This window comes from Vibrio sp. ED002 (genome assembly GCF_023277445.1).
GTDB lineage: Bacteria > Pseudomonadota > Gammaproteobacteria > Enterobacterales > Vibrionaceae > Vibrio > Vibrio jasicida.
In genome coordinates this window covers 1,565,835-1,582,806 of sequence record NZ_CP080238.1, presented here as the reverse complement: position 1 = coordinate 1,582,806, position 16,972 = coordinate 1,565,835, and the positions used below count along the sequence as shown (strand labels likewise).

14 protein-coding genes and 1 pseudogene are annotated in these 16,972 nt (G+C 46.4%); 11 read left to right on the top strand and 4 right to left on the bottom strand.

Going from position 1 to position 16,972, the window contains the following annotated elements:
• The first annotated feature begins 7 nt into the window (after positions 1-7).
• The 11 genes and pseudogenes from flgG to ITG12_RS07200 all read left to right on the top strand — a co-directional run bounded on the left by flgG (position 8) and on the right by ITG12_RS07200 (position 12,834).
• Positions 8-796, top strand: coding sequence for a flagellar basal-body rod protein FlgG (gene flgG / locus ITG12_RS07250; RefSeq protein WP_038872892.1), 789 nt, complete (start codon positions 8-10; stop codon positions 794-796).
• Positions 797-826: 30 nt separating this feature from the next.
• The gene (flgH, locus tag ITG12_RS07245) at positions 827-1,606 is read left to right on the top strand and encodes a flagellar basal body L-ring protein FlgH (protein WP_038872908.1); all 780 of its coding nucleotides are present in this window, start codon (positions 827-829) and stop codon (positions 1,604-1,606) included.
• Positions 1,607-1,650: 44 nt separating this feature from the next.
• On the top strand, positions 1,651-2,742 hold the full coding sequence (locus ITG12_RS07240; protein ID WP_038872894.1) for a flagellar basal body P-ring protein FlgI: 1,092 nt from the start codon (positions 1,651-1,653) through the stop codon (positions 2,740-2,742).
• 19 nt (positions 2,743-2,761) lie between these two features.
• A complete protein-coding gene (gene flgJ / locus ITG12_RS07235) occupies positions 2,762-3,688 on the top strand; it encodes a flagellar assembly peptidoglycan hydrolase FlgJ (RefSeq protein WP_038872895.1) in 927 nt (308 codons plus the stop codon).
• A 165-nt stretch (positions 3,689-3,853) separates the two neighbouring features.
• Positions 3,854-5,767 (top strand): flagellar hook-associated protein FlgK, encoded by a 1,914-nt coding sequence (gene flgK, locus ITG12_RS07230; protein ID WP_038879780.1) that lies wholly within the window; start codon positions 3,854-3,856, stop codon positions 5,765-5,767.
• Positions 5,768-5,779: 12 nt separating this feature from the next.
• A complete protein-coding gene (flgL, locus tag ITG12_RS07225; protein WP_038872898.1) occupies positions 5,780-6,970 on the top strand; it encodes a flagellar hook-associated protein FlgL in 1,191 nt (396 codons plus the stop codon).
• Between the two features lie 444 nt (positions 6,971-7,414).
• Positions 7,415-8,569, top strand: coding sequence for a flagellin (locus ITG12_RS07220; protein ID WP_038872900.1), 1,155 nt, complete (start codon positions 7,415-7,417; stop codon positions 8,567-8,569).
• Between the two features lie 516 nt (positions 8,570-9,085).
• Positions 9,086-10,219: a flagellin gene (locus ITG12_RS07215; protein WP_045463848.1), complete on the top strand. Its 1,134-nt coding sequence runs from the start codon at positions 9,086-9,088 to the stop codon at positions 10,217-10,219.
• Between the two features lie 114 nt (positions 10,220-10,333).
• Positions 10,334-10,456: pseudogene (locus ITG12_RS07210) on the top strand (flagellin); the annotation flags it as partial.
• A gap of 94 nt (positions 10,457-10,550) precedes the next feature.
• Entirely contained in the window at positions 10,551-11,789 is a 1,239-nt protein-coding gene (locus ITG12_RS07205) for an IS256-like element ISVa19 family transposase (RefSeq protein WP_038874549.1), read from the top strand.
• Complete coding sequence (locus ITG12_RS07200) at positions 11,770-12,834, top strand: flagellin (RefSeq protein ID WP_248873955.1); 1,065 nt, start codon at positions 11,770-11,772, stop codon at positions 12,832-12,834. The genes ITG12_RS07205 and ITG12_RS07200 overlap by 20 nt, the downstream gene beginning before the upstream one ends.
• 97 nt (positions 12,835-12,931) lie before the next feature.
• On the opposite strand, the gene crr is transcribed toward ITG12_RS07200, so the two are convergent.
• The 4 genes from crr to cysK all read right to left on the bottom strand — a co-directional run bounded on the left by crr (position 12,932) and on the right by cysK (position 16,935).
• Positions 12,932-13,441 (bottom strand): PTS glucose transporter subunit IIA, encoded by a 510-nt coding sequence (gene crr, locus ITG12_RS07195; protein ID WP_005425608.1) that lies wholly within the window; start codon positions 13,439-13,441, stop codon positions 12,932-12,934.
• A gap of 105 nt (positions 13,442-13,546) precedes the next feature.
• Entirely contained in the window at positions 13,547-15,271 is a 1,725-nt protein-coding gene (gene ptsI / locus ITG12_RS07190; RefSeq protein WP_038877525.1) for a phosphoenolpyruvate-protein phosphotransferase PtsI, read from the bottom strand.
• 139 nt (positions 15,272-15,410) lie between these two features.
• On the bottom strand, positions 15,411-15,668 hold the full coding sequence (locus tag ITG12_RS07185; RefSeq protein WP_005436894.1) for an HPr family phosphocarrier protein: 258 nt from the start codon (positions 15,666-15,668) through the stop codon (positions 15,411-15,413).
• A 298-nt stretch (positions 15,669-15,966) separates the two neighbouring features.
• Positions 15,967-16,935, bottom strand: a complete 969-nt coding sequence (gene cysK, locus ITG12_RS07180) for a cysteine synthase A (protein ID WP_038877527.1) — start codon at positions 16,933-16,935, stop codon at positions 15,967-15,969.
• Positions 16,936-16,972 lie beyond the last annotated feature (37 nt).

Genomic DNA, 16,972 nt, shown 5'->3' with positions numbered 1-16,972 from the left:
GTTCACAATGCATCCAGCACTATGGGTAAGTAAAACGGGTCTAGACGCCCAACAAACCAACATCGCAACGATTTCGAACAACTTGGCGAACGCCTCAACCGTTGGCTACAAGAAGAGCCGTGCGGTATTCGAAGATTTGTTCTACCAAAACATTAACCAACCAGGCGGTCAGTCTTCTCAAAATACGGAACTTCCAAGTGGTTTGATGCTGGGTGCCGGTTCTAAAGTGGTCGCAACGCAAAAAGTGCACACGCACGGTAACGCACAAACCACAACCAACGCATTGGATATGATGGTAGAAGGTGATGGCTTTTTCCAAGTGACACTACCAGACGGCAACATCGGTTACACCCGCAACGGTCAGTTCACCCTTGATGGTGAAGGGACTTTGGTGACTTCTGGCTCTGGTTACGCCGTTGAACCTGAGATTGTGATTCCTGAAGACGCGATTTCTATTACAGTCGGCACAGACGGTGAAGTATCGGTACGTATCCGTGGTGAGCAAAACAACGTGGTTGTTGGCCAGTTAACCATCACTGATTTCGTGAACCCTGGTGGTCTAGAGCCTATTGGTCAAAACCTTTACCTACCAACGGGCGCAAGTGGTGACCCACAAGAAGGTGTTCCTGGTCTTGATGGCTTAGGCGAGATTCGTCAATCCATGCTTGAGGCGTCCAACGTGAACGTGACTGAAGAGTTGGTCAACATGATCGAAGCACAGCGTGTTTATGAAATGAACTCAAAAGTAATCTCATCCGTCGATAAGATGATGAGCTTCGTTAACCAGCAATTGTAATCGCTCGGATTAGGAATTAAGGGGCCAATGATGAAACGTATTTCTCTACTTGCACTTATCGCTACGATGTCTGGTTGTACGATGCTAGAACCGATCGAAACTGACGAAGTGAGCCAAGCGACAACCGTGGTAGATGCGGTTGAAGGCGATAAGTCGAAAGACGAGAGCAGCGGCATCATTGATACTCTGCGCGGCAGAAGCGATCCTGTGGCGGGCGATCCGGCATGGGCACCTATTCACCCTAAACAAAAACCAGAGCACTATGCGGCAGCAACGGGCTCGTTGTTTAGCGCAGAACACATTACTGACCTATACGATGACTCTAAACCTCGCGGAATCGGCGACATCATTACCGTAACACTCGACGAAACGACTCGTGCGACTAAGAGTGCCAATGCCGATCTATCAAAAACCAACGATGCGAAAATGGAACCGTTGTCTGTTGGTGGTCAAGAGTTGCAAGTGGGCGGTAAGTACAACTTCTCGTACGATTTGAACAACACGAATACTTTTGCTGGTGACTCATCAGCGAAACAGAGTAACAGCATCAGTGGTTACATCACGGTAGAAGTCATTGAGGTGCTGGCAAACGGCAACCTCGTGATTCGTGGGGAGAAGTGGATGACGCTAAATACGGGGGATGAGTACATTCGCCTAAGCGGTACTATTCGTCCTGACGATATTACTTTTGACAACACTATTGCGTCAAACCGCGTATCAAACGCAAGAATCCAATATTCAGGGACCGGTTTACCACAAGATATGCAAGAGCCGGGCTTCTTGGCACGATTCTTTAATGTAGCCTTATAAGACGCCGCATTGACGGCAATTTGACTGCAAGAGATTAAGTAAGCATGAAAAGAATCCTATTAGCACTGTTGAGCGTTGCGCTGTTTGCAACCACAGCCGAAGCTGCGCGTATTAAAGACGTAGCACAAGTGGCTGGTGTGCGTAGTAACCAACTTGTCGGTTATGGCTTGGTTTCAGGCTTACCAGGTACGGGCGAATCGAACCCGTTTACTGAGCAAAGCTTCGCGGCAATGCTGCAAAACTTCGGCATTCAAATGCCGCCAGGCACTAAGCCGAAAATCAAAAACGTTGCCGCGGTAATGGTGACGGCTGAATTGCCTCCATTTTCAAAGCCGGGACAACAAGTCGATGTCACTGTGTCCTCTATCGGTAGTGCGAAAAGCCTGCGTGGTGGTACGTTATTACAAACGTTCCTAAAAGGTTTGGACGGTGAAGTATACGCAGTCGCGCAAGGCAATTTAGTCGTGAGTGGCTTTAGTGCGGAAGGTGCAGACGGTTCTAAGATTGTGGGTAATAACCCAACGGTCGGTCTTATTTCTAGTGGTGCCATGGTAGAGCGTGAAATCCCAAACCCATTTGGTCGTGGCGATTACATTACCTTTAACCTTCTGGATTCTGACTTTACCACTGCGCAGCGCATGGCAGATGCCGTGAATAACTTCCTTGGCCCCCAAATGGCCAGTGCCGTTGACGCGACTTCTGTTCGTGTTCGAGCACCACGTGATGTAAGCCAACGCGTGGCCTTCTTATCAGCTATCGAGAACCTAGAGTTCGATCCGGCTGATGGCGCGGCGAAAATCATTGTAAATTCTCGTACCGGCACCATTGTTGTCGGGAAACACGTTCGCCTTAAACCTGCGGCAGTGACGCACGGTGGCATGACGGTAGCAATCAAAGAAAACCTCAATGTGAGCCAACCAAATGGCTTCTCTGGTGGGCAAACGGTGGTTGTGCCGGACTCAGATATCGAAGTGAACGAAGAAAAAGGCAAGATGTTCAAGTTCGAACCGGGCTTAACGCTGGATGATCTTGTTCGTGCAGTCAATGAAGTGGGTGCTGCTCCTTCTGACTTGATGGCGATTCTGCAAGCGTTGAAACAAGCTGGTGCCATTGAAGGCCAGTTAATCATCATCTAATCGATTAGGAGAAAAAAACATGGTGAACAATCCTAACGATATTGGCTTTATTCATGACATCAGCTCCCTTGATACGCTTCGTCAAAAAGCGGTGAAAGAAGGCAAAGATGGCGAGCATGAAGCACTGCAAGCAGCGGCTCGTCAGTTTGAATCTATCTTTACTTCGATGATGCTGAAATCGATGCGTGAAGCCAACGAAGGCTTTGAATCGAATTTCATGAATAGCCAAAACGAAAAGTTCTACCGTCAAATGCTGGATGAGCAGATGGCGAGTAACTTGAGTGCATCTGGCTCGATGGGCCTTGCTGACATGATTGTGAAGCAACTAACCGTTGGTCAAGGTGATGATAAGAGTGAAACAGCCATGCGCGATGCGGCAAATAATGCTGTGGAATATCGTCGCGTGGATCCAAAGAAAGCGCGTGAAATCGAGCAACGTTTAATTGAATCTGGCCAGTTGTCGCGTCCGGGCTCTCAGCCATCACGTTTTGATACGCCAGAATCTTTTGTTAACTCGATGAAGCCTTACGCCGACCGAGCAGCAAAAGCCTTGGGTGTGGAGCCTTCATTATTACTTGCTCAAGCCGCGCTAGAAACGGGCTGGGGGCAAAAGGTGGTTCAGAATGCGCGTGGTAGCAGTAACAATCTGTTCAACATCAAAGCTGACCGAAGCTGGCAAGGCGACAAGGTAACAACGCAAACACTGGAATTCCATGATAATACACCAGTGAAAGAGACGGCGGCGTTCCGCTCTTATTCGAACTACCAAGACAGTTTTAACGATTATGTACGATTCTTAAACGAGAACCCTCGCTACGAAACGGCACTTCAGCAAGGCGGTGATTCCGAGTCCTTTATTCGTGGTATTCACAGTGCAGGCTACGCCACCGACCCGAATTACGCAGACAAAGTACTGCAAGTGAAGCAGAAAATTGAAAGCATGTAATTCATATCGTTATTGAATGCTAAATCTTCATTTGATAAGGCTTGCCATGGTGCAAGCCTTTCTTTTTTCCTAGGTTATTTCCTTTTAATAAACTGGCACACTTTTTGCTAAAAGTTCAGTAGGTGATCGGTTCATTCCGGTTTTATTTCGTTTTTGGGGGCATGTATGGCGTCAGATCTGTTGAATGTAGGTACACAAAGTGTGCTTACTGCTCAGCGACAGTTGAATACAACTGGTCATAACATTTCTAATGCGAATACAGAAGGTTACAGTCGTCAGTCTGTTATCCAAGGCACCAACGATCCTCGCCAATTTGGTGGTTCTACCTATGGCATGGGCGTGCATGTGGAAAATGTTCGCCGCTCTTGGGATCAGTTTGCCGTCAAAGAGCTTAATCTTTCTACGACCAACTACGCAGCCAAGCTTGATGACGAAAAAAATCTCGACTTACTTTCGAGTATGTTGTCGTCGGTCGCGTCAAAGAAGATCCCTGAGAACCTTAATGAATGGTTTGATGCGGTGAAAACCATGGCAGATACCCCAAATGACATGGGCGCACGTAAGGTGGTGTTAGAAAAAGCTAAGCTGCTCAGCGATACCTTAAACGAATTTCACGAAACCGTTCGTCAGCAATCGGATGTGACCAACAAATCGCTCGATATGGGCATTGAACGTGTGAACCAACTTGCTGTCGAGATCCGCGATGTCCACCGTTTGATGATGCGAACTCCTGGTCCTCATAACGACTTGATGGACCAACACGAAAAGCTGATTAAAGAACTTTCTGAGTACACCAAAGTGACGGTCACGCCACGTAAAAACTCAGAAGGTTTCAACGTGCACATTGGCAACGGGCATACCTTGGTCTCAGGTACTGAAGCCAGCCAATTAAAGATGATTGATGGCTCACCTGATGTACATCAACGCCGTCTTGCTATGGTGGAAGGTGGCGGTATTAAAGCCATTAAGTCGGACGACATCGACGGAAAAATCGGTGCGATGTTGAAAATGCGCGACGAACATATTCCTCAAGTGATGGATGAGTTGGGTCGATTAGCGACCGCATTCTCAAGTGAAATTAACCACTTGCAATCACAAGGCTTAGATCACAATGGAAATGTTGGTGACCCGTTGTTTACTGATGTTAACTCAGAACGCTTGGCGAAATCCCGTGTGGTGGCCGGCCCTCAATCAACCGCAGATATGGCGGTGTACATCAATGACATTAGTGCATTAAAGGGTGGGGAGTATTCACTGCGTTACGACGGTGACAGTTACGCAGTGACCAAACCAAACGGTGAAACCGTCAAACTTAATACTGATGCTGGCAATGCAATATACATTGACGGCATGCGTGTCGAAGTGCGCAATGAGCCAAAAGTGGGTGAGCATGTGCTGCTTCGACCAACCCGTAGTAGTGCAGCACAAATGAAAGTCGAAACCACTGATCCAAAAGCAATTGCCGCACAAAGCTATGAGGCATCGACAACCTTTGCCCAAGGTAACGCAAAATTCGAAATTATCGATGCGGGCGACCTGCGTGAATTTGAAGTGGTGGTCTCACCTACGGGCGATCAATTTGCCGTTACCGATACCAAAGGCAATGTGATTATGGCTCCGCAGCCGTATCCGCCTACAGGGCCTGTTTCAGTGTCTTTGCCTAGTAATCACCCGAGTTACAAAAATGGCGGAGCAACGGTATTCGAGCTTAGCTCTGGTGCGCTGGCGAATGACAAGTTTACCGCTAACCTAGTCCCTTCTGAGGGTGATAACGGTAACTTGCGTAAGATGCAGAACATTCAAACTGACAAAAAGATGAACGGCAATGAATCGACGATTCTGAGTTTGTATTACAACTTGAATACGGACGTGGGGCTTAAGACTTCAACCGCAACGCGTTTGTCAGACGTCGCTCAACTAGAAAGTGAAGCGGCACAAGAGCGTGTGGCGTCGATCTCGGGGGTAAATCTCGATGAAGAAGCGGCAAACATGATGAAGTTCCAACAGGCGTATATGGCCTCTTCTCGTGTGATGCAGGCAGCCAATGACACCTTCAACACCATCTTGCAGTTGCGATAAAGGAGGCCCTAGATGTTAACGAGAATTTCTAGCTTCCATAACTACCAGTCAGTGCAGAATGACCTGCGCCGTCAGGAAAACAAGGTACACCATAATCAGGAGCAACTTGCTTCTGGTAAGCAGTTGACCAAGCCGAGTGATGATCCACTTGCGACGCACTATATTCAGAGCATTGGCCAGCAAGAAGAGCAGCTAAAGCAATATCTTGATGCCATTGTTCTGGTTCGTAATCGACTAGAAAACCAAGAAGTGGTGATTGCCAACGCTGAGCAATTCACTGATGAATCGAAACGCATTTCGATGGAAATGATCAACGGTGCGTTTTCTCCGGAAGACCGCGCAGCAAAGAAGCGTGAGTTGGAAGAAATTGCGAATAACTTCTTGGCGCTTGTGAATACACAAGATGAATCTGGTAACTATGTGTTTGCGGGAACGAAACCAAAAACACAGCCATTTTTCCGCGATTCTGATGGCAGTGTCGTGTACACCGGTGACGATTACCAGCGCAAGATGAAGATCGCCAGCAATATGGAACTGGGCATTAATTATCCGGGGAATCAACTGTTCTCGGAGATACCCAATCCGTTTGGCGATTTTGAGCCGCAGTATGACTTGAAGGAAGGTTCTGAGCTCTTACTTGGTCAAGCGACCAATGCATCATCAGACAATGCCAACTACAAAGTCACGTTTGTCGACATGAGCAACGGCAAGTTTGGTTACCAGTTGGAAAAAGACGGCAGTATTGTTCAAGTGGATGACTATTCACCGGTCGACGGGATTCAATACGAAGGCGTCAATATTCAGCTTAAAGGGCAGGTGACGGCAGGAGATAGTATTGCGCTTGAACCACGTGAAACCTTTAGCGTTTTTGACGCGTTTCGGGAAACTATGTCTTGGTCAGACAGTTCAGTGTCGGATGCGTCAGCAACGGCAAAGCTTCACCAGATGACAGAAGAATTTCAAGCGGCCTTCGTTCACATGAACAAAGTCAGAACCGACTTGGGTGCTAAGTTGAGTACGCTCGATATTCAAGAGCAAAACCACGAAGATTTTAATTTGTCTCTGGCGAAAGCGAAGAGCAACTTTGAGGATTTGGATTATTCCAAAGCAGTGATTGAGTTCAGTGAGAACTCACGTGCGCTGCAAGCCTCACAGCAGGCTTTTGGTAAAACAAAAGACCTGACACTGTTTAACTACATCTAGGACGTTCACAGATTTCAATCTGTTGTGATTGTGCTTTATTTTGATGCCTTATGTGCCAAGCCTTAAGCGCGATAAATAGAGTAGAACAAACATGATTGTCGAGCAGATGCGGCACGATTTTACCGAAAGCGGCAATGCGTAAAGTGGCAATGTTAGCGGCAACAGAAAAACAGTGAACCGATAGCGATACATGATGACCTTGCGTGGAATGAAAGCGCAGGAAAATAGAACTAACTTGTTGTTTATTTGTTCGTTTCTAAAAGAGTAAATAATGGTTAATAAGTTGGCACACAAATTGTATTGATGTTGGCAGAACAGACTTACGAGATTCTAAACCCTGCCTTATGGGCAGATTTAGCAAGTAATTTTTACGGTCAGTGCTTATCCAAATGAGAGTAAAGCTGGCCGCTTCGCAAAAGCTTGCGAACTCAAAAGGAGAGCAAAATGGCTGTAACAGTTAGTACTAACGTTTCCGCGATGACCGCGCAGCGTTATTTAAACAAGGCGAGCAACGAGCTAAACACCTCGATGGAACGCCTGTCATCAGGACATAAGATTAACAGTGCAAAAGACGATGCCGCAGGTCTACAGATCTCTAACCGTCTAACTGCACAGTCTCGTGGTCTTGATGTAGCAATGCGCAACGCAAACGATGGTATCTCGATTGCCCAAACAGCAGAAGGCGCGATGAATGAAGCGACGTCAGTGATGCAACGTATGCGTGACTTGGCGATTCAATCTTCAAACGGTACTAACTCTCCAGCAGAGCGTCAGGCGATCAACGAAGAATCATCAGCATTGACTGACGAGCTTAACCGTATCGCAGAAACAACCTCATTTGGTGGTCGTCGCCTATTGAACGGTTCGTTCGGTGAAGCGGCATTCCAAATCGGTTCAAGCTCTGGTGAAGCAATGATCATGGCGCTAACGAGCATCCGCGCGGATGACCAGCGTATGGGCGGTGTGACTTTCTTCTCTGAGAACGGTAAAGACAAAGACTGGGGTGTCGACCCGGCTAAAGCGGACCTAAAAATCACGCTTCCTGGCATGGGTGAAGACGAAGACGGCAACCCTGACGATCTAGAAATCAATATCAACGCAAAAACAGGCGACGATATTGAAGAGTTGGCAACGTACATCAACGGCCAATCTGATATGATCAATGCATCGGTAAGCGAAGACGGCAAGCTACAAGTGTTTGTTGCTCACCCGAATGTTCAAGGCGATATTTCAATCTCTGGTGGTCTAGCGTCTGATCTTGGTTTGACAGAAGATGCAGTGCGTACTTCAGTGCAAGACATCGACATGACAACTGTACAAGGTTCTCAGAACGCGATTTCTGTACTGGACTCAGCGCTTAAGTACGTGGATTCACAACGTGCTGACCTTGGTGCGAAACAAAACCGTCTGAGCCACAGCATCAACAACTTGGCGAACATCCAAGAGAACGTTGATGCATCGAACAGCCGAATTAAAGATACGGACTTTGCGAAAGAAACCACGCAAATGACCAAAGCTCAAATATTGCAACAAGCAGGTACTTCGATTCTTGCTCAAGCAAAACAGTTGCCAAACTCTGCGATGTCACTATTGCAGTAGTTTACCTTGCCTGTGTTCAATACATTCAGACGTGGATGGGAATGCAGGCTTGTGGCAAGCAACTTTATAATAGAATGTGCGGCTCTCTCATCTCTCACCTGCCAATCATTTTCAATGTAAGGTTGCACCCGGTGTGCCGGTTATGTGTTCATTTCTCTTGATCTCCACATAGGCTCTGGCTACCAACCTAGCCCCAGTTCTCTCAAAGGAAAAGGGGCTTTTTCTTTTCTATCTCCTAAATAAAACCTTCTTCACCTTCATCTAACTCACTGCTTTTTAGTGGCTTTTGATTGTTCTTTGCTCAATTTAGAACGCTCGGCTTAAGCTGCAGAAACTTGAGGCCTTTTTTCTATTTTTCTTCAATTTTTCTAGTCAAATCTCGCAAATTCATTTTTTTTGATTTTTTCCTAAAGCTTCTGAAATCCGAGTCGTTAATAGAAGTAACTTTGAGAGAACTACTTGGTTTTCCGAGACGTCGGAAACCGCTACATCGGAAAATCAATTGGAGAAATCACCATGGCAGTGAATGTAAACACAAACGTATCAGCGATGACCGCTCAGCGTTACCTAAACAACGCAAACTCAGCACAACAAACTTCTATGGAGCGTTTGTCTTCAGGTTTCAAAATCAACAGCGCGAAAGACGACGCTGCGGGTCTTCAAATCTCGAACCGCTTGAACGTACAAAGCCGTGGCCTGGATGTGGCTGTTCGCAACGCGAACGACGGTATCTCTATTGCACAAACTGCTGAAGGTGCAATGAACGAGACAACCAACATCCTGCAACGTATGCGTGATCTATCTCTTCAATCTGCGAACGGCTCTAACTCAAAATCTGAGCGTGTTGCGATTCAAGAAGAAGTAACGGCACTGAACGATGAATTAAACCGTATCGCTGAAACGACATCTTTCGGTGGTAACCGCCTACTTAACGGTACTTACGGCACTCAGTCTTTCCAAATCGGTGCGGACAACGGTGAAGCAGTAATGCTTAACCTAAAAGACATGCGCTCAGACAACCAAATGATGGGCGGCGTGAGCTACCAAGCTGACAACGGCAAAGACAAAAACTGGAACGTTGCTGCTGATAAATCAGACATGAAAATCAGCCTAACGGACAGCTTTGGTCAAGAACAAGAAATCAACATCAGCGCGAAAGCGGGTGACGATATCGAAGAGCTAGCGACGTACATCAACGGTCAAACAGACCTAGTGAAAGCGTCAGTAGACCAAGACGGTAAGCTGCAAGTGTTTGCGGGCAACAACAAAGTGGAAGGCGACGTTGAATTCTCTGGCGGCCTATCTGGTGAGCTAGGTCTAAACGACGGTAAGAAAGTAACGGTTGATACTATCGACGTAACATCAGTAGGTGGTGCACAAGAGTCTGTAGCTATCATTGATGCCGCATTGAAATACGTAGACAGCCACCGTGCAGAGCTAGGTGCTTTCCAAAACCGTTTCAACCACGCAATCAGCAACTTGGATAACATTAACGAGAACGTGAACGCGTCGAAGAGCCGTATCAAAGATACCGACTTCGCAAAAGAAACGACTCAAATGACCAAGTCACAAATTCTATCGCAAGCGTCAAGCTCAATCCTTGCGCAAGCAAAACAAGCACCAAACTCAGCGCTAAGCCTACTAGGTTAATCAACCTAATACGACGCGATACAAAAGCCAGGCTCACCCCTGGCTTTTTGCTTATTCAAATCTCGCATTAGGGACACCGAATAGGACAGGTGACAAGGAGTTCGTATCGATTAGATGGTCTCTTTAAATACCAATGTCACTGCGATGATGACGCAGCGACACCTCAGTCATGCGGCTGAGCAAAACATAGAGTCACAGCGAAATCTCACTTCAGGCTATCGGATTAACTCCGCGAGCTATGCTGATTTCTGGTGTATGGAAGAGAAAGGAAGTTGCGGTGTAATCTGTTGATGCAGTTCTCCCCAGAACGATTAACAGAAAGGTACACCGCATGACTGATAATACTGTTGTTTCACTGAATACACCACAAGACCCACTTACTGAACTGATACGTCAAGGGGCTAGAGATTTGATTGCACAAGCTGTTGAAGCTGAGCTTCAACAGTTACTTGCACAACACCAGAATGTTATGGTTGACGGCAAGCAAGCTATCGTTCGCAACGGTTTCTTACCTGAGCGAACCTTGCAAACCGGTGTCGGTGATGTCGAAGTGCAAATTCCTAAGGTAAGAGATCGCTCAGGGCATGGCGTCAAATTTAATAGCAACTTGATACCACCGTATCTCAAGCGAACAAAGAGCGTTGCAACACTGCTCCCGTTACTCTATCTCAAGGGAATATCTACGGGCGATATGCTGCCTGCTCTGGAGTCTCTGCTTGGTAAGGATGCGAAAGGCCTGTCAGCCAACAGCATCTGTCGCCTCAAAGAGCGCTGGTATGCGGAGTACGAACAGTGGCGTAAGCGTGACCTCGGTAGGCGCCGCTATGTTTACATTTGGGCTGACGGTGTTTACTGTCACGTTAGGATGGACGATAAGCTCTGCTTACTCGTCATCATTGGTGTCGATGACACTGGACGCAAAGAAGTCCTTGGCGTTCTGGATGGTCATAGAGAGTCAGAAGCAAGTTGGACGGAACTCATTGAGCAGCTACGAGCGCAGGGATTACAGTTAGCACCGAAGCTCGCCATCGGAGATGGCGCGCTTGGCTTCTGGAAAGCGGTTGCTAAGTGCTGGCCTCAAACGACTCAGCAACGATGCTGGGTACATAAGACGGCGAATGTGCTTAACAAGGTGCCCAAAAGCGTACAACCACGAATGAAGGAAGCACTGCAAGATATCTGGATGGCAGAGACTAGAGATGATGCTTATCACGCCTTCTCAACCTTCCAGAAGCGCTTCGAAGCCAAGTATCCAAAGGCAACCGACTGCTTGGTGAAAGATAAAGCTGAAATGCTGGCGTTCTACGATTACCCAGCAGAGCACTGGGTTCATATCAGGACAACCAACCCAATAGAATCGATGTTCGCCACAGTACGTTTACGCACGAACAAGACGAAGAACTGTGGAAACAGAAAGACTACGTTGATGATGGCCTACAAGTTAATGCGCAGTGCAGAGACGAAGTGGCGTCGTCTACGAGGTTTTGCACTCCTAGCGGATGTTGTGAAAGATGTTCGCTTCATCAATGGAGTGAAAGAAATGGAGACTCATCAACAAGCTACTGCATGATCTTCCATACACCACATTTGACAATAGCTCTAACTCCGCCAGTGATGACGCTGCAGGTCTGCAAATCTCCAATACTCTTAATGTTCAAACAAGAGGGCTTGATGTCGCCTTGAGAAATGCGCACGATGCGTATTCGGTGGCACAAACTGCAGAAGGCGCTTTGCATGAGAGCAGTGATATATTGCAACGCTTGCGCTCTCTGGGGCTTCAAGCGGCAAACGGCAGTAATGACTCAAGTGATCGGCAAAGTATTCAATACGAGGTCGTAGCGCTGCAAGATGAGCTTGATCGTGTCGCGATCACGACGACATTTGCAGATAAAAACCTATTTGATGGCTCTTACGGCTCGCAAAGCTTCCATATTGGTGCGAATGCCAACTCTATCTCTCTGATACTGCGAAATATGCGTAGTCACATCCCGGAGATGGGAGGGCAGCATTATGTTGGTGATGCAGTCGATAAAGATTGGCGAGTCACTAAAGATAATCAAACCCTTAAATTTGAATACCAAGACAGTAAAGGGCAAACCCAAACAGAATCTATTGGGCTCAAGCTAGGAGATCGCATCGAGCAAGTTGCTACTTATATCAATGCGCAGCAATCGATAGTGAGTGCCTCGGTGACTGAAAACAATGAACTGCAATTCTTTGCTTCAACCTTGAATGCACCAGAAGGTGTAGAGCTGAAGGGGCGTTTAGCGAATGGGCTTGATGTAAGTTCCGGTGAGCTCGTTACTATGGATGATATCGATATGTCGACAGTTGGTGGGGCACAGCTTTCGATTGGGGTGATTGATGCCGCTATTAAGTATGTTGATTCACACAGAAGTGAAATCGGTGGCTTTCAAAACCGTGTCAGTGGCACCATGGATAACCTGAATACGGTGAACCGAAGTGTGACGGAATCCAAAGGACGGATACGAGATACGGACTTTGCTCGTGAGTCGACGGAGATGGTGCGTTCGAAAGTACTGCAAGATGCAACAACTGCATTGTTGGCTCAGGCGAAGCAGAAACCAAGCTCGGCACTTGGGTTGCTCAGTTAAACCAGTTTTAGCGATGAAAGTTGTTTGGAAACAAAAGCTTCAGGTAATAAAAAACGCTGCCAATGGCAGCGTTTTTCCGTGTTAGGCTAAGTAAAAATTACTTAGTTACACGTAGAACTGGAGTTTCACCAACAGTTACAGAACCAGAAAGCTTGTTCAGCTCTTTGATTTCGTCCATGTTAGAGATAACAACTGGAGTTAGCGTTGATTTCGCTTTCTCTTCTAGAAGAGCAAGATCGAATTCAATTACAGTGTCGCCAGCTTTAACAGTTTGACCTTCTTCAGCGATGCGCTTGAAGCCTTCGCCTTTTAGTTCAACAGTATCGATACCGAAGTGAACGAAAAGCTCAACACCGTCGTCAGACTCGATAGAGAATGCGTGGTTTGTTTCGAAGATCTTACCGATAGTACCGTTTACAGGAGCTACCATTTTGTTACCAGCAGGCTTGATAGCAATACCGTCACCAACGATTTTCTCAGCGAAAACAACATCTGGCACATCTTCGATGTTCACGATCTCACCAGAAAGTGGTGCGATGATTTCGATTGCACCTGCGTCAGCGCTGTCGTCAGATACTAGCTTCTTAAGTTTGTCAAACAGACCCATTGTGTCATGCTCCTAACGTTTTATTTAATTCTGTCGAATTATAGTATACCAATCTTACGAGATAGACGACTTTTTTTAACCGCCTATCCCATTGGAATTAGTTGATTATTGAGTTTTCTCTGCAATGAACTTTTCTACAACAGCTTCGATTTCTGCTGCTGTTGGTAGAGAAAGTGCTTCTTCAGCCATTGCTTTCACTTCTGCGAAGTTAGAGTTACGGATAACTTTCTTCACTTTAGGGATAGAGATGCCACTCATAGAGAACTCGTCTAGACCCATACCTAGAAGTAGAAGTGTTGCACGCTCATCACCTGCAAGCTCACCACACATACCAGTCCATTTACCTTCAGCGTGAGAAGCGTCGATAACTTGCTTAATCACAGTAAGTACCGCTGGTGATAGTGGGTTGTAAAGATGAGAAATCATCTCGTTACCACGGTCAACCGCTAGTGTGTACTGAGTTAGGTCGTTTGTACCGATAGAGAAGAAAGCAACTTCCTTCGCTAGGTGGTGCGCGATAGCTGCTGCAGCTGGAGTCTCAACCATTACACCGATTTCGATGCTTTCGTCGAATGCATGACCTTCCGCACGAAGTTCCGCTTTGTACTCTTCGATTGCTTTCTTAAGCTCACGGATTTCTTCAACAGAGATGATCATTGGGAACATGATACGCAGCTTGCCGTGTGCAGATGCACGTAGGATACCGCGTAGCTGGTCACGTAGGATTTCACGACGATCCAAGCTGATACGTACTGCACGCCAGCCTAGGAACGGGTTCATCTCTTTTGGAAGATCCATGTATGGAAGATCTTTGTCGCCGCCGATGTCCATTGTACGGATGATCACAGACTCACCGTTCATTGCTTCCGCAACTTCTTTGTAAGCTTGGTATTGCTCTTCTTCAGTAGGAAGTGCATCACGGTCCATGAACAGGAATTCAGTACGGTACAGACCAACGCCTTCACCACCGTTACGGATGATACCGTCACAGTCTTTAACTGTACCGATGTTACCGCAAACTTCTACGCGGTGACCGTCAGTCGTTTCTGCGTGTAGGTCTTTTAGCTTCGCTAGTTCTTCTTTCTCAGCGATGAATGCCGCTTTAACTGCTTTCGCGTCTTCTAGTTCAGCTTCAGATGGGTTGATAACAACCTTGTTGTTCATCGCATCAAGAATCAGCATGTCGCCGTTCTTAACTTGCTTAGTGATGTCGTTAGTACCAACGATCGCTGGAAGTTCTAGTGAACGAGCCATGATTGAAGTGTGAGAAGTACGACCGCCGATGTCACAAGCAAAACCAAGAACGTAGTCTAGGTTGATTTGTGCCGTTTCAGATGGCGTTAGGTCGTAAGCCACTAGGATAACTTCTTCATTGATGTCGCTTAGCGAAACAATGTTGATGCCTAGAGCGTTCTTAACGAAACGAGAACCGATGTCACGGATATCAGTTGCACGTTCTTTCAGGTATTCGTCGTCTAGTGACTCAAGAGCACATGCTTGCTCTTCGATAACTGAATGAATAGCGTGGTCCGCAGACATTTTGTCGTTTTTGATAAGTGCTAGGATTTCTTCTTCTAGCTCTTCGTCTTCAAGAAGCATGATGTGACCTTCAAAGATCGCTTCTTTTTCTTCGCCAAACGTTTCAAGCGCTTTTTGCTTGATAGTTTCTAGTTGAGCAGAAGATTTGTTACGAGCGTCAAAGAAACGTGCAACTTCTGCTTCTACTTGATCATCAGAAATAGTGTTTGTGTTTAGGACAATTTCATCTTCTTGAAGTAGTAGTGCTTTACCGATTGCAATACCAGGAGATGCTAGGATGCCTGAAATCATAGCCTTACCTTAAGTTGGTCAACTTTATAAAACGGGAGAATAATGGGTGCGCTAACGAATAGTATTAGCTTAGTTTTGAGCCTATTTCCAACGAAGCCATTTTGCTTTCACAAAATGGCTTCTGAAATAGGAGACCGAATTAGTGTAGTTGGTCCATTAGAGCAACTAGGTGGTCTACTGCTTGCTGAGCTTGTGGGCCTTCAGCAGAAATAGTTACTAGAGTACCTTTTACTAGGCCTAGTGTTTGCAGCTTGAATAGGCTCTTAGCGCTAGCGCTTTTACCGTTAGAAGTCACAGTGATGTCCGCGTCGAATGCTTTAGCTTCTTTAACGAACTGTGCAGCTGGACGAGTGTGAAGACCGTTTTCTGCTGTGATTTCTACTTGCTTCTCGTACATGTGATATACCCCAATAAATGTATTTTTTTGTTAGTTTGTGACTGAGTTTTAGCTTAACTGCTTTACTTCTTGTGCGCTAGCACGGGAGAGTTCAAAGCGTGTCAGAACTGATACTAGTCAAAAGTTTGGTAATTACGCAACTGTTTGCGTGCACAATTACTTAGAAAACTTTTTGGTTTAGATTCTTTATTTTGAACCTAAAAATAAAACACCCTGATATTACCAAAGGTGGGGCAGGGATCAACAAAAAAGCCCCTGACCGGGGCTTTTTTAAACGAAAAATTGATTTGACCACATATTACTGTTGGTTCTCTTTCTCAGTAAAGATACCGGCAAATAGTGCTGTACTTAGGTAGCGTTCACCTGAGCTTGGAAGTACAGTTACAATTGTTTTTCCTTCAAATTCAGGAAGTTCTGCAAGGCGGTTTGCTGCCACTACTGCTGCACCCGATGAGATGCCAGCCAGAATGCCTTCCTCTTCCATAAGGCGCTGAGCCATCTCAATTGCCTCTTCAGAAGTCACTTGCTCAACACGGTCCAAAAGCTCTAAATCTAGGTTGCCTGGGATGAAACCAGCGCCAATACCTTGGATTTTGTGTGGTGCTGGTTGGATTTTTTCACCTGCTAGTGCTTGTGCGATAACCGGTGATTCTGCTGGCTCAACAGCGACAGAAGTGATTGCTTTGCCTTTTTCACCTTTGATGTAACGGCTTGTACCAGTGATAGTACCGCCCGTACCAACACCTGCTACGAATACGTCGATTTCACCGTCTGTTGCTTCCCAAATTTCAGGGCCCGTTGTCTTCTCATGAATCTCTGGGTTTGCAGGGTTGTTGAACTGTTGCAGAAGCAGGTATTTGTCTGGGTTGCTTGCTACGATTTCTTCGGCTTTCGCAATCGCACCTTTCATGCCTTTTGCTGCTTCAGTTAGCTCCAGATTTGCACCGAGTGCTTTTAGCAGTTTACGACGCTCAAGACTCATTGACTCTGGCATCGTTAGCGTTAGCTTGTAACCGCGAGCGGCCGCTACGAATGCAAGCGCAACACCTGTGTTACCACTGGTCGGCTCTACTAGCTCAACACCAGGTTTAAGCGTGCCTGCTTTTTCCGCTTCCCAAATCATGTTGGCACCAATACGGCACTTAACGCTGAAGCTTGGGTTACGTGCTTCGATTTTCGCCAAAACTTTACCTTTGCTCACTTTATTCAAGCGAACAAGAGGCGTATTACCAATAGTAAGAGAGTTGTCTTCGTAGATCTTGCTCATAGTGATGTTCCTTCATTACACGATTTGTGAATATGAT